Annotated in this window: 19 protein-coding genes; 5 read left to right on the forward strand and 14 right to left on the reverse strand. The window is 53.7% G+C overall.

Annotated features, from left to right (window positions below):
* Positions 1 to 299: 299 nt before the first annotated feature.
* Together nfuA and gntX are read right to left on the reverse strand one after the other, a co-directional pair.
* Positions 300 to 875 (reverse strand): Fe-S biogenesis protein NfuA, encoded by a 576-nt coding sequence (gene nfuA / locus O6D90_RS01630; RefSeq protein WP_003023509.1) that lies wholly within the window; start codon positions 873 to 875, stop codon positions 300 to 302.
* 58 nt (positions 876 to 933) lie between these two features.
* Positions 934 to 1,617, reverse strand: coding sequence for a DNA utilization protein GntX (gene gntX, locus O6D90_RS01635; RefSeq protein ID WP_016157647.1), 684 nt, complete (start codon positions 1,615 to 1,617; stop codon positions 934 to 936).
* A 37-nt stretch (positions 1,618 to 1,654) separates the two neighbouring features.
* On the opposite strand from gntX, the gene bioH reads away from it, so the two are divergent.
* Positions 1,655 to 2,425 (forward strand): pimeloyl-ACP methyl ester esterase BioH, encoded by a 771-nt coding sequence (gene bioH, locus O6D90_RS01640; RefSeq protein ID WP_271143242.1) that lies wholly within the window; start codon positions 1,655 to 1,657, stop codon positions 2,423 to 2,425.
* 44 nt (positions 2,426 to 2,469) lie between these two features.
* Here the strand turns inward: bioH and O6D90_RS01645 are convergent, their stop codons facing one another.
* The 6 genes from O6D90_RS01645 to greB all read right to left on the reverse strand — a co-directional run bounded on the left by O6D90_RS01645 (position 2,470) and on the right by greB (position 9,819).
* The gene (locus tag O6D90_RS01645) at positions 2,470 to 3,432 is read right to left on the reverse strand and encodes an Rpn family recombination-promoting nuclease/putative transposase (RefSeq protein ID WP_016157645.1); all 963 of its coding nucleotides are present in this window, start codon (positions 3,430 to 3,432) and stop codon (positions 2,470 to 2,472) included.
* 236 nt (positions 3,433 to 3,668) lie between these two features.
* On the reverse strand, positions 3,669 to 3,905 hold the full coding sequence (gene feoC / locus O6D90_RS01650) for a [Fe-S]-dependent transcriptional repressor FeoC (RefSeq protein ID WP_003023516.1): 237 nt from the start codon (positions 3,903 to 3,905) through the stop codon (positions 3,669 to 3,671).
* Positions 3,906 to 3,916: 11 nt separating this feature from the next.
* Positions 3,917 to 6,235: a Fe(2+) transporter permease subunit FeoB gene (gene feoB / locus O6D90_RS01655; protein WP_016157644.1), complete on the reverse strand. Its 2,319-nt coding sequence runs from the start codon at positions 6,233 to 6,235 to the stop codon at positions 3,917 to 3,919.
* An 18-nt stretch (positions 6,236 to 6,253) separates the two neighbouring features.
* Positions 6,254 to 6,481, reverse strand: coding sequence for a ferrous iron transporter A (feoA, locus tag O6D90_RS01660; RefSeq protein WP_003023519.1), 228 nt, complete (start codon positions 6,479 to 6,481; stop codon positions 6,254 to 6,256).
* Between the two features lie 432 nt (positions 6,482 to 6,913).
* Positions 6,914 to 9,247 (reverse strand): Tex family protein, encoded by a 2,334-nt coding sequence (locus O6D90_RS01665; RefSeq protein WP_016157643.1) that lies wholly within the window; start codon positions 9,245 to 9,247, stop codon positions 6,914 to 6,916.
* Between the two features lie 98 nt (positions 9,248 to 9,345).
* Positions 9,346 to 9,819 carry a transcription elongation factor GreB gene (greB, locus tag O6D90_RS01670; protein ID WP_016157642.1) on the reverse strand — a complete coding sequence of 158 codons (474 nt, stop codon included), beginning with the start codon at positions 9,817 to 9,819 and terminating at the stop codon, positions 9,346 to 9,348.
* A gap of 225 nt (positions 9,820 to 10,044) precedes the next feature.
* Here greB and ompR point away from each other — a divergent pair, with 225 nt between their 5' ends.
* Both ompR and envZ read left to right on the forward strand, forming a co-directional pair.
* Positions 10,045 to 10,764 (forward strand): two-component system response regulator OmpR, encoded by a 720-nt coding sequence (ompR, locus tag O6D90_RS01675; RefSeq protein ID WP_001157751.1) that lies wholly within the window; start codon positions 10,045 to 10,047, stop codon positions 10,762 to 10,764.
* Positions 10,761 to 12,113 (forward strand): two-component system sensor histidine kinase EnvZ, encoded by a 1,353-nt coding sequence (gene envZ, locus O6D90_RS01680; protein WP_006687412.1) that lies wholly within the window; start codon positions 10,761 to 10,763, stop codon positions 12,111 to 12,113. Before ompR ends, envZ begins: the two co-directional genes overlap by 4 nt.
* A gap of 74 nt (positions 12,114 to 12,187) precedes the next feature.
* Here the strand turns inward: envZ and pckA are convergent, their stop codons facing one another.
* On the reverse strand, positions 12,188 to 13,810 hold the full coding sequence (gene pckA, locus O6D90_RS01685) for a phosphoenolpyruvate carboxykinase (ATP) (protein ID WP_016154801.1): 1,623 nt from the start codon (positions 13,808 to 13,810) through the stop codon (positions 12,188 to 12,190).
* Positions 13,811 to 14,188: 378 nt separating this feature from the next.
* Between pckA and O6D90_RS01690 the strand changes: the two genes are divergently transcribed.
* Positions 14,189 to 15,907: a DUF4153 domain-containing protein gene (locus tag O6D90_RS01690; protein ID WP_016157641.1), complete on the forward strand. Its 1,719-nt coding sequence runs from the start codon at positions 14,189 to 14,191 to the stop codon at positions 15,905 to 15,907.
* A gap of 82 nt (positions 15,908 to 15,989) precedes the next feature.
* Here O6D90_RS01690 and hslO read toward each other — a convergent pair whose 3' ends face one another.
* The 4 genes from hslO to igaA all read right to left on the reverse strand — a co-directional run bounded on the left by hslO (position 15,990) and on the right by igaA (position 20,171).
* Positions 15,990 to 16,868, reverse strand: coding sequence for an Hsp33 family molecular chaperone HslO (hslO, locus tag O6D90_RS01695; RefSeq protein ID WP_016157640.1), 879 nt, complete (start codon positions 16,866 to 16,868; stop codon positions 15,990 to 15,992).
* Between the two features lie 24 nt (positions 16,869 to 16,892).
* On the reverse strand, positions 16,893 to 17,294 hold the full coding sequence (gene hslR / locus O6D90_RS01700; protein WP_271143243.1) for a ribosome-associated heat shock protein Hsp15: 402 nt from the start codon (positions 17,292 to 17,294) through the stop codon (positions 16,893 to 16,895).
* A gap of 10 nt (positions 17,295 to 17,304) precedes the next feature.
* Positions 17,305 to 17,973: a GMP/IMP nucleotidase gene (gene yrfG / locus O6D90_RS01705; protein ID WP_016157638.1), complete on the reverse strand. Its 669-nt coding sequence runs from the start codon at positions 17,971 to 17,973 to the stop codon at positions 17,305 to 17,307.
* 62 nt (positions 17,974 to 18,035) lie between these two features.
* Positions 18,036 to 20,171: an intracellular growth attenuator protein IgaA gene (gene igaA / locus O6D90_RS01710; RefSeq protein ID WP_032931903.1), complete on the reverse strand. Its 2,136-nt coding sequence runs from the start codon at positions 20,169 to 20,171 to the stop codon at positions 18,036 to 18,038.
* A gap of 322 nt (positions 20,172 to 20,493) precedes the next feature.
* On the opposite strand from igaA, the gene nudE reads away from it, so the two are divergent.
* On the forward strand, positions 20,494 to 21,054 hold the full coding sequence (nudE, locus tag O6D90_RS01715; protein WP_016157636.1) for an ADP compounds hydrolase NudE: 561 nt from the start codon (positions 20,494 to 20,496) through the stop codon (positions 21,052 to 21,054).
* A 58-nt stretch (positions 21,055 to 21,112) separates the two neighbouring features.
* Here nudE and mrcA read toward each other — a convergent pair whose 3' ends face one another.
* A complete protein-coding gene (mrcA, locus tag O6D90_RS01720; protein ID WP_016157635.1) occupies positions 21,113 to 23,665 on the reverse strand; it encodes a peptidoglycan glycosyltransferase/peptidoglycan DD-transpeptidase MrcA in 2,553 nt (850 codons plus the stop codon).
* Positions 23,666 to 23,701: the final 36 nt, after the last annotated feature.

The raw sequence follows: 23,701 nt of genomic DNA on the forward strand, positions 1-23,701 counted from the left end.
CATTCTCAGCACCAATGCTGGTTGCCTTCAAAACTAATCAGTTTAGCTGGCTGTTATGTGTGTGTTAGGTGCTGATGCGAATGATACGGGTAACATACGGCGCTTGAAAATCACCTGGGCAGGCAAAATTTAAATTATGAGAGGCTGGTCAAATTATGAGGGGGATTGTTGCAGGAAATATGCGGAGAAATGCAAGGTTGTAGGCCGGATAACGCGATTACGCTGCCATCCGGCATCAATGCCCGATGGCGGCGCGGATGCGTCTTAACGGGCCTACGGAAACTCTACAGGTTGAGGCGTTAGTAGTAAGAGTGCTCGCCGCGCTGGTGTTCGGTTAAATCGCGAACGCCTTTCAGTTCAGGGAATTCAGCCAGCAGCTGCTTCTCGATACCTTCTTTCAGCGTTACATCCACCATTGAACAGCCGTTACATCCGCCGCCAAACTGCAGAATAGCGTAGCCTTCATCGGTGATTTCCATCAGAGAGACGCGACCACCGTGACCTGCCAGCTGTGGGTTGATCTGCGATTGCAGCATGTACTCCACGCGTTCCATCAGCGGCGCATCATCGGCAACTTTACGCATTTTGGCGTTTGGTGCTTTCAGGGTCAGCTGGGAGCCTAACTGGTCGGTAACGAAATCGATTTCTGCATCTTCCAGATACGGTGCGCTCAGTTCATCAACATATGCGGTCAGCAGGTCAAATTTAATGGCGGTGTCGGTTGCTTCCACGGCGTCCGGCGGACAATAAGAAACGCCGCATTCAGCGTTAGGCGTGCCGGGATTAATCACAAATACGCGGATTTGTGTCCCTTCTTCCTGATTTGCCAGCAGTTTGGCAAAGTGCGCTTGTGCAGCATCGGAAATATGGATCATAGTAATGGCCTAATAGTTGACTATTTTACTTGGTTATAATACGCCCATCATCGAGGCTCTACAAGGTTCGACACAGGCACCATACCTGGACAGTCGCCGCGCCGTTGCGTAAAAGCAGCTGCGCGATTTCCGCGACGGTACTTCCGGTAGTGACGACATCATCCACAATGACCATATGGAGTCCCTGCACTGGCAATTCAAGGCGAAAGGCGTTTTTCAGGTTACGTTTACGTAATCGGGCGCTGAGATGGTGCTGTGTGGCGGTTGCCCGAACCCGCGTGATGGCCCGGCTGTCCCAGTCGCAGTCTAGCCAGCGAGCCAGGGGACGACACAGTAAGTCGCTCTGATTAAACCCTCTGCGCCAGTGCCGGCGTTGCCAGAGCGGGACGCTGACGAGCCTGTCCGGCAGAGGAAGACCGCTGACGCGCCGGGCCTGTAATACCTCCAGCAACAGCAAGCGTGAAAGAGCGGGGGCCATTTCGCCACGTCGGGAAAACTTGAGCTGGTGGATAAGCCCGCTCAACGGCGGAGCATAGTCGCTGACGGTAACCAGTCGCTGCCACGGCGGTGGTTTTTGCAGACAGCGCCCGCAGGGAACGACAGTATGCGCGGCAGGGAGTCCACATTGAGGGCACCGGCTGACGTGCTGATGCGTTGCCCGTGTGCAGACTGAACAGATCCCCCAATGCCCTAACGTCAGGGGCATTCGGCATAGCCAGCACAATCCCGGTACTGTTAGCATAGAAGCATCCTTTCAGGCTAAAAGAGAACAATAACTGATGAATGACATCTGGTGGCAGACCCAGGGTTCGGGAAATTGCCATCTTGTGCTGCTGCACGGATGGGGACTGAATGCGCAAGTGTGGCATTGCATAAGCGAGGAACTGAGTTCGCATTTCACGCTGCATCTTGTCGACTTACCGGGATTTGGTCGCAGCCAGGGGTTCGGCGTAATGTCGCTGGAAGAGATGGCTGAGCGGGTAGTAAAACAGGCGCCGGAGAAAGCCATCTGGCTCGGCTGGAGTCTGGGCGGGCTGGTCGCAAGCCAGGTGGCGTTAACCCATCCTGAACGTGTTCAGGCGCTGGTGACCGTGGCGTCTTCCCCTTGCTTTAGCGCGCGTGACGAGTGGCCGGGTATCAAGCCAGAAGTGCTGGCAGGTTTCCAGCAGCAGTTGAGCGAAGATTTCCAGCGTACGGTGGAACGTTTTCTGGCGTTGCAGACGATGGGCACGGACACCGCGCGTCAGGATGCGCGAGCACTGAAGAAAACAGTGCTGGCGTTACCCATGCCGAAGGTCGAGGTGCTCAATGGCGGACTGGAGATCCTGAAAACGGTCGATCTGCGTGAGCCTCTGTGCGCTGTGGACATGCCTTTTCTGCGGTTGTACGGCTATCTTGATGGACTGGTTCCGCGCAAAGTGGTCCCAATGCTCGATGCCCTGTGGCCGCATAGCGAGTCGTTGATATTTGCTAAAGCGGCGCATGCACCGTTTATCTCGCATCCTGCAGAGTTCTGCGCAGCGCTGGTGGCGTTAAAAAAACGCCTATAAATCTGTTGTGTTGCCCGGTAGAGCCACGCTTACCGGGCTTGAGATTAATGGCTGCGCGTAGCCAGATCCTCAGCGGTCAGGCCGGTAATTCTGAAGATGGTCAGCGGGTCTATACCATCAGCCTGCAGGGTTGATGCAATACGTAAAGCTTCCTCTCGTTTACCTTGTTGTAAGCCCGTTTGTAACCCTTCTTGTAACCCCTCTTGTAACCCTTTCATATGACCTTCCTGAAGACCATTAAGATGCCCTTCTTGTCGTAATCTTTCGGCGATAGTCATCAACTTTTCCTTATGTTGGGGTAAACGTTCGGCGACCTCATGAAGAAACTCGGTAAAATGTGCGGTGTCCCCGACCTGCATTAGATAATTAAACAAGGCTTTCAACTGGCTGTCATTAGCGTGTCCTTTAATAATCAGGATGGCCAGTTTTTCTACCAGCCCCATCAAATCGCGTTTACGAATATGTTTTTGGATGAGTTCCAACAGCGCCATCCGGCGATGCTGCATGATCTCGTCATCGGGAACCACGGTGATATCGATCAGTGGAAACGCTGCGGTATAAAGTTGTCTGGCAGCCTTTGGGTCGTCAAATTCGTCCAGCCAGCAGAGTGAGTAGGGGTATGGACTAGCCGTGCCATGATAAAAAAGCATGGGTATCACCAGCGGGAGTTTCTTGTGACCTGTAGCCAAATGACGATGCATAACCGCAATAGCATAACGCATCAGCCGAAATGCCATATGGGTATCGGCGGTGCTCTGATGCTCAATGATGGTGTAAATATAGCCATCGCCTTCGCGGGTTTTTAATGACCACAGCACATCGGAATAGTACGCGCGCAAATCGTCCTCAATAAAGCTGCCCGATTCCAGTTGTAGCGTGTTCAAATCGCACAGTTTTTGCAAAGAGGCTGGAAGATGGAGCCGAAGAAAGTCGCGTGCGGTAGCAGGGTGGTTTAAGAACGTTTTAAAAATCGCGTCATGCGGCGTAGCAGTCGTGTCAGTATTCATGGCGATCCGTCACCTGAGAAACAAGATGACGAGACTCTACTTCCCTGGTCGCCAGTAATCATCCACGAGTTGATAACGATGCGCGCCAGGCTGGAGGATAGATCTGCTTTGCTGAAACAGAGACATCTTTGTGGAATCCATTACGCAAAAAGCCGGATATCAGCATAAACGCTTTATCCGGCCAGGACGTTTGCAGTCATTTTTAGACCGGAAGCGTAGCGCCATCCGGCATCGAACTAGCGCAAAGCCCACCACTCGCGCAGGCAGGCTTTACCTTCCGGGCAGCTCTTGCAGCTTCCGGAAAGACACCCGTCGGCATCTTCCTGAATCCGCACCGCTTTGCCCATCTTTTCTAACTGATTCAGCATGGCGTCAATCATGGGCTGCGGGGTGTGCAGCGTGTGGCTAATTTGAGTTGCCTCCATGCGTCCCCGCAAAGCCAATAAATCACGAACCTGAATAAGCGATGCCATTGTCGATAACCTTAGTGGCAGTCGCCAGTGGTGCTGGAACAGCAGGAGCTTGCCGTCCTGTTGGTCGCCAGCAGTGCGAGATCCACGCGACTGCGAGCTCGACGCAGCAGGCCCAGCAACACAATGTTAAACAGGATGACAGCTAAAATGCACACCAGGCTGTAGGTCGGGTGCTCTTTGTAGCTGACCGCCTGATAAAACAGCGTCGACAGAGAGTAGGCGATGTTCAGGCCCCACAGAATCGAGAAGCTCATCCAGCCACGGCTGGATTCACGTGCAATAGCGCCCATTACCGAAATACACGGCACATACAGCAGCACGAAAATCAGGTAGCTGTAAGCGGCGGCAGCGCTGCCAAATTTTTCGCCCATCACACCCATTGCACCCGTAGCCATTTCACCGTCGCCCTTGCTGGCTTCAATAGGGTTAGCCAGTACGCTCAGGCTGAAGGTGTCTTTCAGGCTTTGCCAGGTCTCATCTACCGCGCCGAGCAGCTCGTCACCGAGGTGGAAATCTGCCGGGTTGAACTCTTCTTCCTGAATGTTTTCTGCGGTATAGAGCGTGTTCAGCGTACCGACAACCACTTCTTTCGCCATCGCGCCGGTGAACAGACCTACGGTTGCCTGCCAGTTATCTTCGTGAACGCCAATCGGCTTGAAGACCGGCGTGATTACGCGGCTGACGGAAGCCAGAGCAGAGTCGTTGATGTTGTCGACGATTTTTCCGCTCAGCGAGAAACTGTTAAACGCGCTGAGGAAAATGCTGACGATGATGATGACTTTACCCGCACGCAGAACGAAGCCTTTCAGGCGTTGCCAGGTCTGAATAATCAGACTCTTAATGTGCGGCACGTGGTACACCGGTAGCTCCATCACGAACGGCGTTGCTTCGCCACGCATGATGGTGTGTTTGAGCATCAGACCGGTCAATACCGCCATAACGATACCCAGTACGTACAGTGAGAAGACCGCCAGCGCACCGTTCTGACCAAAGAACGCTGCGGCAAAGACGGCGAAAATCGCCAGGCGAGCGCCACAGGACATAAACGGTGCCATCATGATAGTCATCAGACGTTCACGCGGGGCGTCCAGCGTACGTGCGCCCATCACTGACGGTACGTTACAGCCAAAGCCGACGATCAGCGGGACAAACGATTTGCCCGGCAGTCCCAGCGCCTGCATCAGACGGTCCATTACAAACGCGGCGCGCGCCATGTAACCGGAGTCTTCAAGGAAGGAGAGGAACAGGTACATCATGCCGATTTGCGGTACCAGTGGCAGCACGGTGTTAATCCCGCCGCCAAGACCTTGCGCCAAAAAGATAGTGAGCCAGTCCGGGAAGTGCAGCGTGTAGCCAATCCATTGAATCCCATGGATAAAGAGCGCTACGGAGCCGACGTCAAACAACGGTTGCAGCGCGCCGCCAATGTTGATGGCGAGCAGGAACATCAGGTACATCACGAACAGGAAAATCGGCAGCCCGAGGAAGCGGTTGAGGACGATTTTATCTACTGCGGTGGTGAAGCGGCTCGGCTCTGCCGTTAGGGTATTGCTGACGGTATCGCAGATAGCGGCAATGCACTGATAGCGCGCATCGGCGATATGCAGTGCCGGATCGTCCATTGTCTCGCTCAGACGTGCAATGGCGGCATCAAGGTTTTGCGCGGCATCACCCGCGTAGGCCCGGCTGTAGATATCGCCTTCCAGCATCTGCAGGCCCAGCCAGCGGCGCTGTTTTAACGGCATATCTTTGGCCATTGCATCGGCGAGGGAATCCGCTTCCTGCAGCAGCGGCTGGGCATAATGAACCAGCTCGACGGTGTCGTTTTCTTTGTAGCGATCGATCGCCAGTTTCAGCGCTTCAATGCCGCGGGCGCGGGTGGATACCAGCGGAACCACCGGGCAGCCAAGGCGAGCGGAGAGGGCATCGATATCAATACGGATTTGCTGCTTCTCGGCAATATCCAGCATATTCAACGCGACGATGCAGGGGATGCCCAGCTCAAGCAGTTGCAACGTCAGGTAGAGGTTGCGTTCAAGGTTTGAAGCATCGACCACGTTGATCAACAGATCCGCGTCGCCGCTTAAAATATAGTGACAGGCGATCTGCTCATCGAGAGAGGTCTGGGATGAGATTGTCGTCAGAGAATAGGTGCCGGGTAAATCAACCAGCGTGACCTGGTGGTCCGTCGTTGCGAAATGACCTTCTTTACGCTCAACGGTAACGCCTGCCCAGTTGCCTACACGCTGGCGTGCGCCGGTAAGCTGGTTGAATAAAGTTGTCTTGCCGGAATTAGGATTGCCAATTAAACCAATGGTTAGTTTTTTCATTTTTATAGACTCACTGTATTAACAGGAAACCGCTTCCACTTCTAATAACGCCAGATCTTTCTTACGCAATACCAGACTTACGCGACGCGTTTCGATATGGATAGGATCGCCGAGTGGGGCGACGCGTACCACGTTGAAAGAGGAGCCGGGTAGCATGCCAAGTGACAACAGTTTCTGACGATAAGCCGGGCTGATTTCACGGGCAAAACCGGTAATTTTCCACGCACTGTCAGGAGTGAATTGCATAGGGACCTACTTATATCTCGCTAACTGGATGATTACCTCATGGGGCGACAAGGCGGCATGAGGCCAGATGATTAGCCAACGTAAGGAAAGAGTAAATAATCAACAGATCAATGATAATGAGAATGGTTTCTATCATCAATAGAATAAATGTGACGGAATGTACAATTGGATAATAATTTGCGCCAATTTTGATATTCCTCAATATTTATTCTGGTTGAGAACGAATGATTCACGGAAATAATTAGTGAGGATCTTAATGTTTAATTAAGGTTTCATCTGTTAATGAAGTGATAAATATATGGCGGTAGAAAGCGGGAAAGAGACTAAATATGCCGGATGGCGACGCTCACGCGTGTTATCCGGCTTACAAATTAATTGCAACAAGTTAGCCGGATAAGGAGGTTACACCCCCCATCCGGCACAAAAGTCACACTAGCGTTTTTTACCCATTGCCGCCGCCAGCGCATCCATCATGGCGCTGTTACCCGCAGGCTGTGCATCACGACCACGAGGTTTCGCGGCTTTTGGCGCCGGGCGATTGCTTTGAGTGCGATCGTTATTCCCGCCGCCGCGACGCGCATTGGTTTCACCCGGCTGCTCGTCCAGACGCATGGTCAGTGCGATACGCTTACGTTGCAGGTCAACTTCCAGCACTTTCACCTTCACAATGTCGCCCGCTTTCACCACGGTGTGTGGATCTTCGACGAACTTATTCGACAATGAAGAGATATGCACCAGACCATCCTGATGAACGCCAATATCAACAAACGCGCCGAAGTTCGTGACGTTAGTGACTGCCCCTTCCAGAATCATTCCCGGCAGCAGATCGTTCATGGTTTCTACGCCATCAGCAAACTGCGCGGTTTTAAATTCAGGACGCGGGTCGCGGCCTGGTTTTTCCAGCTCTTTGATGATGTCGGTGACGGTCGGTACCCCGAAGCGTTCGTCGGTAAAATCGGCTGCTTTCAGATTGCGCAGTTCGTTGCTGTTGCCCATCAGGTCACGCAGCGATTGCTCGGTTGCGGCCAGAATGCGTTCCACAATCGGATAAGCTTCCGGGTGAACGGTAGAAGCATCCAGTGGGTTATCGCCATGGTTGATACGCAGGAAGCCTGCGCACTGTTCAAAGGCTTTTGGCCCCAGGCGGCTAACTTTTAGCAGTTGCTGACGGTTCTGAAACTGACCGTTCTCATCGCGCCAGGCGACGATATTTTGCGCCATCATGCGCGTCAGGCCAGCAACGCGGGTCAGCAGCGGCACGGAAGCGGTATTCAGATCGACACCGACGGCGTTCACGCAGTCTTCCACCACCGCATCCAGCTTGCGCGCCAGCTGCGTCTGGCTAACATCGTGCTGATACTGGCCCACGCCGATAGATTTCGGATCGATTTTCACCAGCTCCGCCAACGGATCCTGCAAACGACGGGCGATAGACACCGCGCCACGCAGCGAAACATCGAGATCCGGGAACTCCAGCGCCGCCAGCTCGGAAGCAGAGTAAACCGATGCCCCGGCTTCGCTGACGATCACCTTCTGCGAGGTCACTTTCGGGAATTGTTTCTGCACGTCGAGGAAGAAACGCTCGGTTTCGCGCGACGCCGTACCGTTACCAATCGCGACCAGCTCAACGTTGTATTTTTCACACAACGCCGCCACGGCAACGGCGGCTTTGGCTGCCTGGCCGGTATGCGGATAAATAGTGTCGGTCGCGACCAGCTTGCCGGTACCGTCAACCACCGCCACTTTTACGCCGGTACGCAGTCCCGGATCGAGACCCATTGTGGCTCGCAGCCCGGCCGGGGCGGCCATCAGCAGGTCATGCAGGTTACGGGCAAAGACGTTGATCGCTTCATCTTCCGCACGTTCACGTACGGTACCCATCAGCTCAGTTTCAAGGTGCATCAGCACTTTGATGCGCCACGTCCAGCTAACAACGCCTTTACGCCAGCTGTCAGCGGGGGCGTTGTTCAGGCGCAGTCCCAGGTGATCCTGGATAATCTGCTCGCCGTGGCTCTCTTTTGGCGGCTCATCGAATTGCGGATCGGCATTTAGTGAAAGCTGCAACACGCCTTCGTTACGACCACGGAACATGGCCAGCGCACGGTGGGATGGAACGGTAGAAATAGGTTCGTGGTGATCGAAGTAATCGCGGAACTTAGCGCCTTCCTCTTCTTTCCCACTAACCACGGCGGCAACCAGATGGGCGTTTTTCCACAAATAATCACGCACTTTTGCCAGCAGCGCAGCGTCTTCGGCGAAGCGCTCCATCAGAATGTAGCGTGCGCCATCGAGGGCGGCTTTGGTATCGGCCACGCCGTTTTCGGCGTTGAGATATTTTGCAGCTTCGGTTTCCGGGTCATGGGACGGTTCGTTCCACAGCAGATCTGCCAGCGGCTCCAGTCCGGCCTCAATGGCTATCTGCCCACGAGTGCGGCGCTTAGGTTTGTACGGCAGATAGAGATCTTCGAGTTCGGTCTTACTTAACGTGCCGTTGATCGCGTTCGCCAAATCGTCGGTCAGTTTGCCTTGCTCGCCGATAGATTTCAGGATTGCCTGACGGCGGTCTTCCAGTTCACGCAGATATCCCAGACGGGTCTCCAGATTACGCAGTTGCGTATCGTCCAGACCGCCGGTGATTTCCTTACGATAACGTGCGATAAACGGCACGGTGTTCCCTTCGTCAAGCAGGCGAACGGCAGCTTCTACCTGTTCAGCACGAGCCTGAATTTCACCTGCGATAATGCGGCAGAAAGAATCATTCATCATGGATAGCTTCGTCTATAGGATAAAAAATCAGGGGATAGTTATACGGATTGACTGGCAAAAATGCCAGTCATCTACCGGGGCTTCGGATTGTTCCGGTCTCACTTAACGTATTTAATTTCGTTCACGTACCAGCTGGCTTCACCACCAGGGGTGTTGACTATCGCGAGATCGCCGACCTCTTTTTTCAGCAGCGCCCGCGCCATCGGTGAGTCGATAGAAATGTAATCTTTACGACCGAAGATCTCATCGTAGCCGACAATACGGAATTTACGGATGTCGCCATCGTCATTTTCAATCTCGACCCACGCGCCAAAGAAGACTTTGCCCTCTTGCTGCGGGGAGTAATCGACGATTTTCAAATTCTCCATGCACTTGGTCAAATAACGGACACGGCGGTCGATCTCACGCAGACGCTTTTTATTATACTGGTAGTCGGCATTTTCGCTGCGGTCACCCAGACTTGCGGCCCAGGTAACCTTTTTGGTGACTTCCGGGCGCTCTTCACGCCAGAGGTAATTCAGCTCTTGTTTGAGTTTTTCATACCCTTCGCGGGTTATCAGGGGCGTTTTCATCTTATTGTTTTACCTTCGACTCTGTGATGATGCGCACAATTAGTATTACGCGAGCATATCAACAGAATAAATAATGTATTGCGAGAAACATTGTATACTTAAGCTGCTGTTTAATATGCTTTGTAACAATTTAGCCTGGAATTCATACCAGAATTCGCTGGTGACTCACGTTAGCTTTCTTAAGAATATACACTTAATTGTTGCGAACCTTTGGGAGTAATAACAATGCAAGAGAACTATAAGATTCTGGTGGTCGATGACGACATGCGCTTGCGTGCGCTTCTGGAGCGTTATCTGACCGAGCAGGGCTTCCAGGTTCGAAGCGTCGCTAACGCTGAGCAGATGGATCGTCTGCTGACCCGTGAGTCCTTTCACCTGATGGTGCTGGATTTAATGCTGCCGGGAGAAGATGGCCTGTCTATTTGCCGTCGCCTGCGCAGTCAAAGCAACCCGATGCCGATCATTATGGTCACGGCGAAGGGTGAAGAAGTCGATCGTATCGTTGGGCTGGAAATTGGCGCTGACGATTACATTCCGAAACCGTTTAACCCGCGAGAACTGCTGGCGCGTATTCGCGCTGTACTGCGTCGTCAGGCGAACGAACTGCCGGGCGCGCCTTCTCAGGAAGAAGCGGTCATTGCTTTTGGTAAGTTTAAACTGAACCTCGGTACGCGTGAAATGTTCCGTGAAGATGAGCCAATGCCGCTCACCAGCGGGGAATTTGCGGTACTGAAAGCGCTGGTAAGCCACCCGCGCGAGCCGCTGTCCCGCGATAAGCTGATGAACCTGGCCCGTGGTCGTGAATATTCGGCGATGGAGCGTTCTATCGACGTCCAGATTTCTCGTCTGCGTCGTATGGTGGAAGAGGACCCGGCGCATCCGCGCTACATTCAGACCGTGTGGGGTCTCGGCTACGTCTTTGTTCCGGACGGTTCTAAAGCATGAGGCGAATGCGCTTCTCGCCACGAAGTTCGTTTGCCCGCACGTTATTGCTCATCGTCACCTTGCTGTTTGCCAGCCTGGTGACGACTTACCTGGTAGTGCTGAACTTCGCGATACTGCCGAGCCTCCAGCAGTTTAATAAGGTCCTGGCCTACGAAGTTCGTATGCTGATGACCGATAAACTGCAGCTGGAGGACGGTACGCAACTGGTGGTGCCGCCCGCATTCCGCCGGGAAATTTATCGTGAGCTGGGTATTTCCCTCTATTCCAACGAGGCCGCTGAAGAAGCTGGACTGCGTTGGGCGCAACACTATGAATTCTTAAGCCATCAGATGGCGCAGCAACTGGGTGGTCCGACGGAAGTCCGCGTTGAGGTGAACAAAAGCTCGCCGGTCGTATGGCTGAAAACCTGGCTGTCGCCCAATATCTGGGTACGCGTGCCGCTGACGGAGATCCATCAGGGCGATTTCTCACCGCTGTTCCGCTACACGCTGGCGATTATGCTGTTGGCTATCGGTGGCGCGTGGCTGTTTATCCGTATCCAGAACCGACCGCTGGTGGATCTTGAACATGCGGCGCTGCAGGTGGGGAAAGGTATCATTCCGCCGCCGCTGCGTGAGTATGGCGCTTCAGAGGTGCGCTCCGTTACCCGAGCCTTTAACCATATGGCCGCGGGGGTGAAGCAACTGGCCGATGACCGTACGCTGTTAATGGCGGGCGTGAGCCACGATTTACGTACTCCGCTGACGCGTATTCGTCTGGCGACCGAAATGATGGGCGAAGAGGATGGTTATCTCGCGGAGTCCATCAATAAGGACATCGAAGAGTGTAATGCCATTATCGAGCAGTTTATCGATTATCTGCGTACTGGTCAGGAGATGCCGATGGAGATGGCGGATCTGAACTCGGTGTTAGGCGAAGTGGTCGCAGCGGAAAGCGGCTATGAACGTGAAATCGAAACTGCGCTGCTGCCGGGCAGCATTCAGGTGAAAATGCACCCGCTGTCGATCAAGCGTGCGGTTGCCAATATGGTGGTTAACGCCGCCCGTTACGGCAACGGCTGGATTAAGGTCAGCAGCGGTACGGAGACGCATCGCGCCTGGTTCCAGGTAGAAGATGATGGTCCGGGCATCAAGCCGGAGCAGCGTAAACACCTGTTCCAGCCGTTTGTCCGCGGCGACAGCGCGCGTAGTACCAGCGGCACGGGCCTGGGTCTGGCGATTGTGCAGCGTATTATCGATAACCATAACGGTATGCTGGAAATTGGCACCAGTGAACGAGGAGGGTTGTCGATCCGCGCCTGGCTTCCGGTTCCCTTCACTCGCGCGCAGGGCACCACGAAAGACGCATAAGAAAGGGAGGCGAAATGCCTCCCTTTTTGTTGCTGTAGGCCGGATAAGGCGAAACCGCCATCCGGCACTCTTTGTTACAGCTTCGGTCCGGCGCTAACCAGCGCTTCACCCGCAGGGGTATCGGTGTATTTCTCGAAGTTCTCGATAAACAGTTTTGCCAGCGCGTTGGCTTTTTCCTGCCACTGCTCCGGAGAAGCATAGGTATTACGCGGATCGAGAATGCGAGTATCCACGCCCGGCAGCTCGGTTGGGATAGCCAGGTCAAACATCGGCAGACGGAACGTTTCTGCGTCATCCAGCGAACCGTTCAGGATAGCGTCGATAATCGCGCGGGTATCTTTGATAGAGATACGCTTGCCGGTACCGTTCCAGCCGGTGTTAACCAGATATGCCTGCGCACCTGCCGCCTGCATACGTTTCACCAGTACTTCTGCGTACTGCGTTGGGTGCAGTGACAGGAATGCTGCGCCAAAGCAGGCTGAGAAGGTTGGGGTCGGTTCGGTGACGCCACGTTCTGTACCGGCCAGTTTGGCGGTGAAGCCAGACAGGAAGTGGTACTGGGTTTGGTCTGCCGTAAGACGAGAGACCGGCGGCAGCACGCCAAACGCATCGGCGGTCAGGAAGATCACTTTGGTGGCGTGACCCGCTTTTGACACCGGCTTAACGATGTTATCGATGTGATAAATCGGGTAGGACACGCGGGTGTTTTCGGTTTTGGAACCGTCGTCGAAGTCGATGGAACCATCTGCGCGCACGGTGACGTTTTCCAGCAGCGCGTCACGACGGATTGCGTTGTAGATTTCCGGCTCGGCATCTTTAGACAGTTTGATGGTCTTCGCGTAGCAACCGCCTTCAAAGTTAAACACGCCGTCGTCATCCCAGCCGTGTTCGTCATCGCCAATCAGGCGGCGTTTCGGATCGGTGGACAGCGTTGTTTTACCTGTACCGGACAGGCCAAAGAAGACTGCCACATCACCTTTTTCCCCGACGTTTGCCGAGCAGTGCATGGAGGCAATGCCTTTCAGCGGCAGCAGGTAGTTCATTACGGAGAACATACCTTTCTTCATTTCGCCGCCGTACCAGGTGCCACCAATCAACTGGATACGCTCAGTCAGGTTGAAAGCCACGAAGTTTTCGGAGTTCAGACCCTGCTCTTTCCATTGCGGGTTAGTGCATTTAGCGCCATTCATCACGATGAAATCAGGTTTGAAATCAACCAGCTCTTCGTCGCTTGGGCGGATGAACATGTTTTTAACAAAATGCGCCTGCCAGGCTACTTCGGTAATGAAGCGTACGGAAAGGCGGGTATCGGCGTTAGCGCCGCAGAATGCATCAATGATAAACAGACGCTTACCGGAAAGCTGCTGGGTGACTAATCCTTTCAGATGCTGCCAGGTTTCCGGGGAGAGCGGTTTGTTGTCGTTCTTACCTTTACCTTTGTCGGACCACCAGAGCGTGTCGCGCGTGGTGTCGTCACGGACAATATACTTATCCTTTGGCGAACGTCCGGTAAAGATACCGGTATCAACGGCAACGGCGCCCAGGTTTGTTAACACGCCACGCTCATAACCTTCCAGGTTTGGATCAAGTTCCTCCTGGAAAAGCGTGTCGTAGTCTGGATTGTAAACGATATCCTGAACGTCATTGATACCATAAGCCTTGAGATCTTGCGGGGTTAAACTGTTGTTCACACGCATTTCACTGCTCCTTAGCCAATATGTATTACCGGGAATAGTAAGGTTTTTTAGGGATTGCTAACCGCGACAAGGCTCATAGATTTACGCATCCGGGAAAATCACGGATAACCGAATGCGCTGCGACTCCTGTCACAAAGAGGCGGATATTATGGCAGGAAACCCTTTTTTGTTGTGGAAAATGTTCTTAAAACGTTAATGGAGAGTGTTTTTGGCGGGAAACTTGTGAGTGTAATCGCATTCACGTAAGAAAATAACGTAACTCATACATAAACAATATCGATTCACTTCCCGTCGCAGTGGTCCGGGATCGGCCTATCAATGCTCAAAATTGTGAAGTTGATGCAATAATTACCTTTTCTCTTCATTCTGGGTGACGACATGGATAGTGTTGAACTTTCACGTACTACTCGCTGGGGCATGATATCTATCGGCCTGTTACAGGGGATATTGTGCTACCTGCTGATGACATATCTGGTGCCGCATAATGACGGCTGGCTGTTCTATGGCATGCCCGCGACAATTGCTCTCTCCTCGGCGCTTTTACTCACCGTTGTCTCTTTCAAACAACGTGCGCTGTGGTACTGGATGGCGCTGATCTTTGTTGTCGTGCTGGCGATGAGCGTCTGGCTAAAGTGGCAAGTCGAGGGCAGCGATAAGTGGCGGCAAAATGATATTTTTATGTTGTACGGCTGGCGCTTACTGCTGATGGCGATGCTGGCATTGCCATGGATTCAGTACTCGCTCCACGCATCCCGCCAGCAGGCCCGCTATGCGCAGTTTTATGCTAGTTTGTGGCTTAATGCGCTGACGTTACTGATTGTCTTTGTCGCCAACGGTCTGTTCTGGATGGTGCTCCTGCTATGGAGCGAGATGTTTAAGCTCGTTGGTATTACCTTCTTCGACACGCTTTTCTTTGATACCGACTGGTTTGGCTACGTGGCCTTTGGCCTGGTTACCGCACTGGCGGTGGTACTGACCCGCACGCAGTCGCGTTTGGTTGCGGCGGTCCAAAAGTTACTGACTTTGATCGCCACCGGTCTGTTACCCCTGGTCGCGCTGCTGGCGCTGATGTTTGTACTGACCTTGCCCTTCACCGGCCTGGAGGCTATCTCGCAGCGGGTGTCTGCGGCCGGGTTGATGTCAACGCTGGCGCTGCTCCTGCTGCTGTTGATGGCTATCGTTCGCGAGCCGCAGAAAGAGGCGCTTCCCTATCCAGCCGCGTTACGCTACCTGATCAAATGCGCCCTGGTTGTCGCGCCCATCTATATGCTGATTGCCGGTTGGTCACTGTGGGTGCGAATTCAACAGTACGGTTGGACGCCCGAGCGCTTATATGGCGTGCTGGTGGTCTGCGTGCTGCTGCTCTGGTCGTTTGGCTATCTGGCGAGTATTTTACGCCGTGGGCGCAATCCGCTTGAGCTTCAGGGGAAGGTGATTCTTTGCGTGTCGTTGCTGGCGTTGGGGCTGTTGATTTTGCTGTCGTCGCCGGTTATTGATGCCTGGCGCATCAGCGTCAACAGCCATATGGGGCTGTATCACAGCGGCAAAATTAAGCCGGATCAGGTCAGCCTGTATATGTTGGGTAAGAGCGGAAAACCGGGACGTGCGGCGTTGGAGGCATTACAAAAAGATGCGGCGTTTAACCAAGACAGTAAGCGTCGGCGCGACTTAAATTCTCTGCTGCAAGGACGTCGCGATCCCATGCAGAACCTGACTGCCACTCAACTAGCGCCGAAAGTGATGATAGCTCCAGGTAGCAGGCAACCCGATGAGACCTTCTGGGCGTTTGTCAAAGGGCAGAGCTACCGCATTACATCCTGCGTTGAGCAGGATGCTTGCGTCCTGGTCGATCAGGACCTCAATGCGGATGGTAAGCCTGAGCAGGTGCTGTATGCTTTTGGCGATGGTGAGAGTCTGGTCTTTGCCAGGAAAGAGGATAAATGGGAACTCTTCGCATCAGGTCAGCTACCTGCAGAATTCAATAAGGATAAACTGCTGCAGGCGGTGGCGAATCATCAACTGGATTCAGCCCCCAGAGTTTGGCGTGATATCACCATTAATGGCACTCGATTGCCGATGAATTATTACAACGAGTGAGCGTGTTGCGGATAGCGTTTTGATGGATGGCGGTGCGAACGCCTATCCGGTCGACGATAGTGGGCCGGATAGGCAGTGGTGATTAATGTACCTGCGGGTCCGCCGGGGAAGCGTTGCTGCGGATCTCAGCAATGTCCATGGCGTTAAACAGATAGTGGCTCCCGCAGTAATCGCAGTGCATATCGATCTCGCCTTCTTCCGCCAGAATGCTGTCCACTTCTTCGTCCGGCAGCGTTTTCAGTGCGCCAGCGCAGCGTTCGCGTGAACAGGTGCATTTGAACTCAACGTCCTGCGGATCGTAGAGAGTAACCTCTTCTTCGTGGTACAAGCGCCACAGCACTTCGTTGGCCGGGAGCGTTAACAGCTCTTCAGTTTTGATGGTTTCGGTCAGGGCTGTCAGGTGATCGAAATCATCTGCCTGCGCGTTTTGCGCCGGCATTACCTGCAGAAGCATCCCGCCAGCAGCGGGTTTGCCATCGACGTCGCCAGTACGGATAAACAGACGTGTCGGCAACTGTTCAGAACGCATGAAGTAATCTTCCAGACAGGCGGCCAGCGTGTCGCCTTCCAGACCAACCACGCCCTGATAGCGCTCCCCTTCTTCTGGGGTAATGGTGATCACCAGGTAGCCGTTGCCTACCAGCGTTTTAAGATCAGCGCCTTCAGGGATATCGCCCTGCATACGGGCCACGCCGCGCATCTGCTGATTGTTGTTGCCGTTTATGACGGCCAGGCTCAGCGGACCATCGCCCTGCAGCTGTACGGTGATATCACCGGCAAACTTCAGCGTGGCGGTGAGCAGGCTGGTGGCGACCAGCAGTTCAGCCAGTACGTTCTTGACCGGCTGCGGGTAAGTATGATTTTCGAGGATCTGTTGCAGGGTTTCCGAAACGGTCACCAGCTCGCCGCGCACGGCAAAGTTTTCAAACAGATAACGATGTAATTGGTCATGTTGCGGCATAATCATCTCTCTTGCAGGTGACAGTCACTCGCTGTCGCCATGTTTAAATCGTAACAGGTCGCGGCGCTCTTTCTTGTCCGGTCGCCTGTCCGGGTGCGGCATGGTTAACGCGTTAAGTTTACGCGCCAGCGCCACTTTTTCGCGTTTTTCTACGCTTTCCGCGGTTTCTTCATACAGCGTAACGGCTTCCGTGGCCGGGCGACGCTGCTCGGTAATAGCCTTGATAATGACCGTTCGCTCGTCATTTCCCTGGCGCAGGGTGAGGATGGCGTTCAGCTCGACAATCTTGCTCGGTTTGCTGCGCTGGCCGTTGTAATGCACCTTACCGCCTTCAACCATTTCGCGGGCTAGCGCACGCGTTTTGTAAAAGCGCGCAGCCCACAGCCATTTATCCAGCCTGACTTCAGCAGAGGGCTTTTCTTTCATGGCGTCTCCTTCACATCAGTGAGGGGATCAGTCGGCGGTAGTCATTCAGTGACGGATGGCGTGCGTACTGTTTTTCCGCGATGCCTGAGTCGGGATTGGTCACGCCGAGGCAGTAACGAATACCGTACAGAGCAGCGGCGTCGAGAATGGGTTCGCTGTCATCAATAAACAGCGTCTTCTCTGCACTCATTCCCGTTTCTTCAGCCACAGCGTGCCATAACCGCTGATCCTCTTTGGGATAACCAAATGTGTGGGTGGAAAGTAATAAATCAAGGTGTGAGGCCAGACCGGTATGCTCCAGCTTCACCGCCAGGTTATGGGGATGCGCGTTGGTGAGCAAAATACGGCGCTTGCCGCTGGCTTTTAAGGCATCAAGAAACGGTACAGTATCTTCACGCAAAACGGCGCGCGGTCCCTGTTCCGTTGTCATGGCGCAAATATCAAGATCCAGGCATTCGCTCCAGTAATCCAGGCAGTACCAGTTTAGCGTATGCTGCACGGCATGATACTGCTGACGAATATAGTCCTGGGCTTCCTGGGGAGAGATACCCTGTTTCGCGCCATAGGTTTCCGGCACCAGTTTTTGCCAGAAATAGTTATCGAATGCCAGGTCGAGCAGCGTGCCGTCCATATCTAACAACACGGTATCGACATCCTGCCAGGCAATATTGATCTGCATGGAAACTCCCCAGAAGAAAACATGATGCGCGACAGGGTAGCATATCCTGTCGCGCGAGCGTGTTATCGAATCAGGCTTTCCGGGTTGTCAATCAGCGTTGGATTCAGGCAACTTTCGTAGTAGCTCTGAATTTCCGTGATGCGGGAGCGGTGACGCTGGTAGCGTCTGAAAGCCTGTATGCTGTTGTAGACAGCGCATCCGAGCATGGAGAACATCAGCAGCGTCGTGCCAAGGTAGCGCCATAATCCTGAACGATCCGGGATACGGTGCAGGCCAATGTGCTGGGTGCCATTGGCGTCGGTCGAAATATTGGTGACGATCCCCTCCGCGCGAAACGGCGTCTGCATCAGCATCTGCGCCAGACGCTGGAAGGCGTTCCACTGTTCCTGTGGGGGATAGTCATATAGCGAGGTTGTCGGCCACGGTTGATCGACCAGATCGCTGCCTTCGTCGCTGATAATCAGGAAACCGCCAGGGGCTGGGCTATTCAGCGTCTGGGCCGCTCGCGCAGTCTCGCGTGAAATAAACGGCGCCGTAGAGGTATTCACCAGATTATCCAACGACTCCGCGCTTACCGGACGCAGCAGCACGTTCACGCCATCCAGTTTGCCTGCGTTCGCCCGTTTCACCAGCGCCGTCCAGTCTTTACTGTTACCAAGGTTAACCAGTGCATTTTTTAAACGTACACATTCATCTTTGGCCGCGCACAGATCAGCCGTTTTCAGGACGATCTCGCCAAAATCGTCCAGTAACACCATTCCGGATTTTTGAATTGCCGAGCGTAACGATGCGCTGACGCGAGAGTCATCATCCGCTTTGGGGTGCAGTTGGCGGTTCACCGCCTGCGTGAGCGCGGTGGCTTTATTCACCAGATCGGACTCAGGCAGCGGTAATGCGCGCGCGTCATTCCAGATAATTTGCGTGCAATCGAAAGGCATAAACGGCGCGGAAGGCTGCGCATTCCAGCTCCCCTGGGTATGAATGTTACACATACCCGTACCGCTCAGATGCAGCGTGTCACCCACGCGAACGCCCGCGTTTTCAAGCTGTTTAACGCTGGTGGCTTCGATAGTTTGTGCGCCCTTCATCCAGGAAAGCGTAAGCTTTATCGGCATATCCAGCGGGATCCAAAACAGCAGCATCAGCAGCACCAGCAACGAGCCGCCCGCGATGACGGCGTTGCGCAGCCAGTGCTGTAACGGGAAGTTTTTGACTTCGTCATGCAGCGATAAAAAACGTCCCTGGCGAACAACGTGGCGATCGAGATAAATATCAATATCCGTTTGCTGGCCAAGATCTTGTGCGATGTAAGGTTGCCAGTGCGGTGGATAAATCAGATCAATAATACCTAGCGAGATATTATTAATTTGCTCCTGGTCGTTTTCGCCAAACAGCCCCCAGCGACGCGGCGTACCGCGCAGACAATGAATTTCCCGCAGGGCGGTTTTAGACGGTGGGGCAAACAGCCCCCACAGACCCGCAGCCAGTAGCAGCACCGCGCCACCAACTGTCCACGGAACAAACGTATCCGGGATTATCAAACAGAAAAAGAACAGCAGGAACGATGCAGCAATCAGTAACGCCTCGCGCAATCCCGACGGGCGGCTGAGCGCATATTCTTCATGGGTTTCCTGGCGAATATTCAGCAGTTCAATCTGCTCGCTTTCTTCACCGCGAATGGACGCCTGGGTAGAAGTGGTGTGCTGTAACGCATAGCCACGCGCTTCCTGCATATATTCCTGCAGCGTATGGCCGTTCAGGGAGATAACCAGCGGTATCGTATTGGTGTGGATTAGCTCAACGCTGTTTTCGTCATTGATGTATTGTTCCCAGAAAGGGGGAAGATGTACCTCAACGGAATCAAGATAGTAACGCCATTTGTTAGGATCGTCGGTAGTAATGCCGTAACGTGTAATCGCGTGCGTAAGTACGATGACGCTATTACTTTGGGCATTCAGCGTTAATAACACGGGCGCGGAGCTGGCGCCCGTTGGACCAGGTACCTGCTGAATTTGACTAAGGCTTTCGAGATAGTTTTCGACTGCACTGCGCTCTTCAGGCGTGAGTTTACGCTTCGAGGCGTCTGAGAAGACGTTGCTCAAGGGTAAATTTTTCCGTCTGGATTTCGTTCTGAGTAGCCATCCTGCAAGCAATGAGCAGGCCAGCAAAGCAGCTAAAAAAATCAGAATGGTGCTCATGCTTTCCCCATCTTACTTAGTCTGTCAGGCGTGGTCAGTCGCACCCTGTTCAATATTCGTGATTCTGTGGTTGGCTATCGGCAAGTGTGGAGTCGAACTTGAGCATCTTTAAGTACAGCCCAGTAAATGCGAATCATAGCAAAATCACTAAAAATGGAATATCAGCAAATTCCTGGAGTTATTTCAACCTATTGACTTTTAATTTGAAATAAGGATTAACTTTTAGTACGTTACATAAATGTAAATAAACGGCAATTCACATTGCCGAAACCGTGCGGTATATCGCACAATAACCCCAGATTTCACAGCAAAGATCCTCACAATGAGCAAATCATTACAGAAACCCACGATTTTGAAAGTGGAAACCGTCGCCCAATCCCGGCTGTTTAAAGTCGAAAGCGTGGACCTTGAGTTCAGCAATGGCGTACGCCGCGTTTATGAACGTATGCGCCCGTCCACGCGTGAAGCGGTAATGATTGTGCCGATTGTGGACGACCACCTGATCCTCATCCGCGAATACGCGGTCGGGACCGAATCTTACGAATTGGGTTTTTCCAAGGGGTTAATCGATCCTGGCGAAAGCGTGTACGAAGCGGCGAATCGGGAGCTGAAAGAAGAGGTGGGGTTTGGCGCAAAAGATCTGACGTTTTTAAAGAAACTCAGCATGGCGCCGTCCTATTTCTCCAGCAAGATGAACATCGTGGTGGCGGAGGACTTATATCCTGAATCGCTGGAAGGTGATGAGCCTGAACCATTACCACAGGTGCGCTGGCCGCTGGCGCATATGATGGACCTGCTGGAAGATCCTGATTTTCACGAAGCGCGTAATGTGAGTGCGCTGTTCCTCGTACGCGAATGGCTGAAAGGACAGGGGCGGCTTTAATTTCTCTTCACGAATAATAAAAAAGGCGCCGAAGCGCCTTTTTTTGATCGGTCAGGGATCAGAACAGTTCGTGCGTCTCACCATTATCAATAATGGTCGTCCCCACCTCATGCACCGCCTGTTGCGTCGGCTGAGTGCCTTCAATGAAGTATTCTGCGCGGCTGTTGCCACCGCTTGCCAGTTGACCGGTGCTGCGATCGATATTGACCGTCACGATACCCGGCGGCGGCGTCAGCGGCTGCTCAGGCACGCCTTCCAGCACGGACTTCATATAGGCATCCCAGGCAGGCTGTGCGCTCTTTGCGCCGCCTTCGTAGCCGGAGATCTGGTCTTTGATCGCCCCAGAAGCCGTCGTGTGTCCGAGATTGCGGCGATGGTCATCAAACCCGATCCATACCGACGTCACCACGCCTGGCCCGTAGCCGGAGAACCATGCATCTTTAGAACTGTTGGTGGTCCCGGTTTTCCCGCCGATATCATGGCGCTGTAAATCGCGACCTGCACGCCAACCGGTTCCCATCCAGCCCGGCTCACCAAATATATTGGTGTTCAGGGCGCTTTTAATCAGGAAGGCCAGCGGCGTGTTGATCACGTGTGGAGCGTACTCCTGCGTTCCGCTTTGCGCGACCAGCGCCTGGTTTGCCTGCTCAAGCTGAGGCATAGGCACGGCGGCATTCTGCTGTTCCTGCGAGACGGCGACATCTTCGACGTTACTGTTTTCCAGCACGTTAGATTTCTGGGTATCACCATAAATCACCGGAATATCGCATTCCGGACAGGCAATTTTCGGCTTCGCCTCGAAGATAACGCCGCCCATATCGCTTTCGATTTTACTGATGAAATACGGATCGACCAGGAAGCCGCCGTTCGACATCACTGCATAACCGCGCGCCACCTGCAACGGCGTGAATGAGGCAGAACCCAGCGCCAGCGACTCGGTGTGCACAATGTTCTGTGCCGGGAAGCCGAAACGTTGCAGATACTCTGCCGCGTAATCCACGCCCATCGCGCGCATGGCGCGTACCATCACCACGTTTTTCGACTGACCCAGCCCCTGACGTAAGCGGATAGGACCGGCGTATTGCGGCGGTGAGTTCTTCGGCTGCCAGTCGGAACCCGCGCCGGCATCCCAGCGGGAGATCGGCACGTCGTTGAGCATGCTCGCCAGCGTCAGACCTTTATCCATCGCGGCGGTATACAGGAATGGTTTGATGTTGGAACCCACCTGGCGTAACGCCTGGGTTGCACGGTTAAACTTGCTCTGGTTGAAGTCAAAACCACCGACCAGCGCCAGCACCGCGCCGTTTTGCGGATTGATGGAGACCAGTGCGGAGTTGACGTCCGGTACTTGTGCCAGCCACCAGGCATCGCCAACCTGGCGTACCCAGATTTGCTGCCCGGTTTGCACCACATCAGTCACTTTGCGCGGCGTCGGGCCTTGCTGGGTATCCGAGCGGTAAGGACGCGCCCAGCGCATGCCATCCATCCGTAATGACACTGACGTACCATCCGCCAGCGCGGCAATGGCTTCCTGCGGATTGGCGCTGGTAACAACCGCCGGTAGCAGGGGACCATAAGTCGGTAGCGCTTTCAGCGTATCGGTGATTTTCTTGCTGTCCCAACTGCTTTCACCCACTTTCCACAGCACGTTTGACGGGCCGCGGTAACCGTGGCGCATGTCGTAATCCATTACGTTGTTACGTACTGCCTGCTGAGCAGCCTGCTGTACTTTGCGCGTAATGGTGGTGGTGATGCGATACCCGTCCTCATAGGCTTTCTCGCCATAACGATTATACATCTCCTGGCGCACCATCTCAGAGAGATACGGCGCGGAGAAGGCGATTTCCGGCGCGTGGTAGTTGGCGTCAATGGCTTCGCCGCGCGCCTGATCGTACTGAGCCTGCGTGATGTAGTTTTCGCTCAACATACGCGACAGTACGACGTTACGTCGCGCGGTTGCCCTTTCCATCGAATAGAGGGGGTTGAAGGTTGACGGCGCTTTTGGCAGACCGGCAATCACCGCAATTTCACTTAAGCTGAGCTGATCAACCGTCTTACCGAAATAGACCTGCGCGGCAGCACCAACGCCATAAGCGCGATACCCCAGGTAAATCTTGTTCAGATACAGTTCGAGGATCTCATCTTTACTCAGCAGTTGTTCAATGCGGATCGCCAGGAACACTTCTTTGATCTTACGCATCAGCGTACGTTCCGGGCTCAGGAAGAAGTTTCTCGCCAACTGTTGGGTGATGGTGCTGGCCCCTTGTGATGCATGGCCGGAGAACAGCGCGACGCTGGCAGCACGGAAGATCCCCACCGGGTCTACCCCGTGGTGCTCATAAAAACGACTGTCTTCGGTAGCGATAAAGGCTTTAACCATTACCGGCGGCATCTGATCCAGGGTGACCGGGATTCGACGTTTCTCGCCATATTGCGCGATCAGCTCGCCATCAGCGCTGTAAACCTGCATCGGGATCTGTAAACGCACATCTTTGAGCGTCGCGACGTCAGGTAATTGCGGCTCAATATAGCGGTAGAGGCCATAAATCGAGCCTGCTCCCAGCAGGATGCAACATACTGCAAGGATTAATAAATACTTTACGAACTTCACTGGAGATTTCCCATTTAGTGGCATTTGGGCAGTTTA

Source organism: Citrobacter sp. 21OH12SH02A-Citro (assembly GCF_027919895.1).
Classification (GTDB): domain Bacteria; phylum Pseudomonadota; class Gammaproteobacteria; order Enterobacterales; family Enterobacteriaceae; genus Citrobacter; species Citrobacter braakii.

Bases quoted from the DNA above. Each gene is read 5' to 3' on its own strand.
- hslO (WP_016157640.1), bottom strand. From the start codon at position 16,868: ATGCCGCAACATGACCAATTACATCGTTATCTGTTTGAAAACTTTGCC.
- igaA (WP_032931903.1), bottom strand. From the start codon at position 20,171: ATGAGCACCATTCTGATTTTTTTAGCTGCTTTGCTGGCCTGCTCATTG.
- gntX (WP_016157647.1), bottom strand. From the start codon at position 1,617: ATGCTAACAGTACCGGGATTGTGCTGGCTATGCCGAATGCCCCTGACG.
- O6D90_RS01645 (WP_016157645.1), bottom strand. From the start codon at position 3,432: ATGAATACTGACACGACTGCTACGCCGCATGACGCGATTTTTAAAACG.
- pckA (WP_016154801.1), bottom strand. From the start codon at position 13,810: ATGCGTGTGAACAACAGTTTAACCCCGCAAGATCTCAAGGCTTATGGT.
- O6D90_RS01690 (WP_016157641.1), top strand. From the start codon at position 14,189: ATGGATAGTGTTGAACTTTCACGTACTACTCGCTGGGGCATGATATCT.
- feoC (WP_003023516.1), bottom strand. From the start codon at position 3,905: ATGGCATCGCTTATTCAGGTTCGTGATTTATTGGCTTTGCGGGGACGC.
- hslR (WP_271143243.1), bottom strand. From the start codon at position 17,294: ATGAAAGAAAAGCCCTCTGCTGAAGTCAGGCTGGATAAATGGCTGTGG.
- O6D90_RS01665 (WP_016157643.1), bottom strand. From the start codon at position 9,247: ATGATGAATGATTCTTTCTGCCGCATTATCGCAGGTGAAATTCAGGCT.
- greB (WP_016157642.1), bottom strand. From the start codon at position 9,819: ATGAAAACGCCCCTGATAACCCGCGAAGGGTATGAAAAACTCAAACAA.
- feoB (WP_016157644.1), bottom strand. From the start codon at position 6,235: ATGAAAAAACTAACCATTGGTTTAATTGGCAATCCTAATTCCGGCAAG.
- nudE (WP_016157636.1), top strand. From the start codon at position 20,494: ATGAGCAAATCATTACAGAAACCCACGATTTTGAAAGTGGAAACCGTC.
- bioH (WP_271143242.1), top strand. From the start codon at position 1,655: ATGAATGACATCTGGTGGCAGACCCAGGGTTCGGGAAATTGCCATCTT.
- yrfG (WP_016157638.1), bottom strand. From the start codon at position 17,973: ATGCAGATCAATATTGCCTGGCAGGATGTCGATACCGTGTTGTTAGAT.
- ompR (WP_001157751.1), top strand. From the start codon at position 10,045: ATGCAAGAGAACTATAAGATTCTGGTGGTCGATGACGACATGCGCTTG.
- feoA (WP_003023519.1), bottom strand. From the start codon at position 6,481: ATGCAATTCACTCCTGACAGTGCGTGGAAAATTACCGGTTTTGCCCGT.
- nfuA (WP_003023509.1), bottom strand. From the start codon at position 875: ATGATCCATATTTCCGATGCTGCACAAGCGCACTTTGCCAAACTGCTG.
- envZ (WP_006687412.1), top strand. From the start codon at position 10,761: ATGAGGCGAATGCGCTTCTCGCCACGAAGTTCGTTTGCCCGCACGTTA.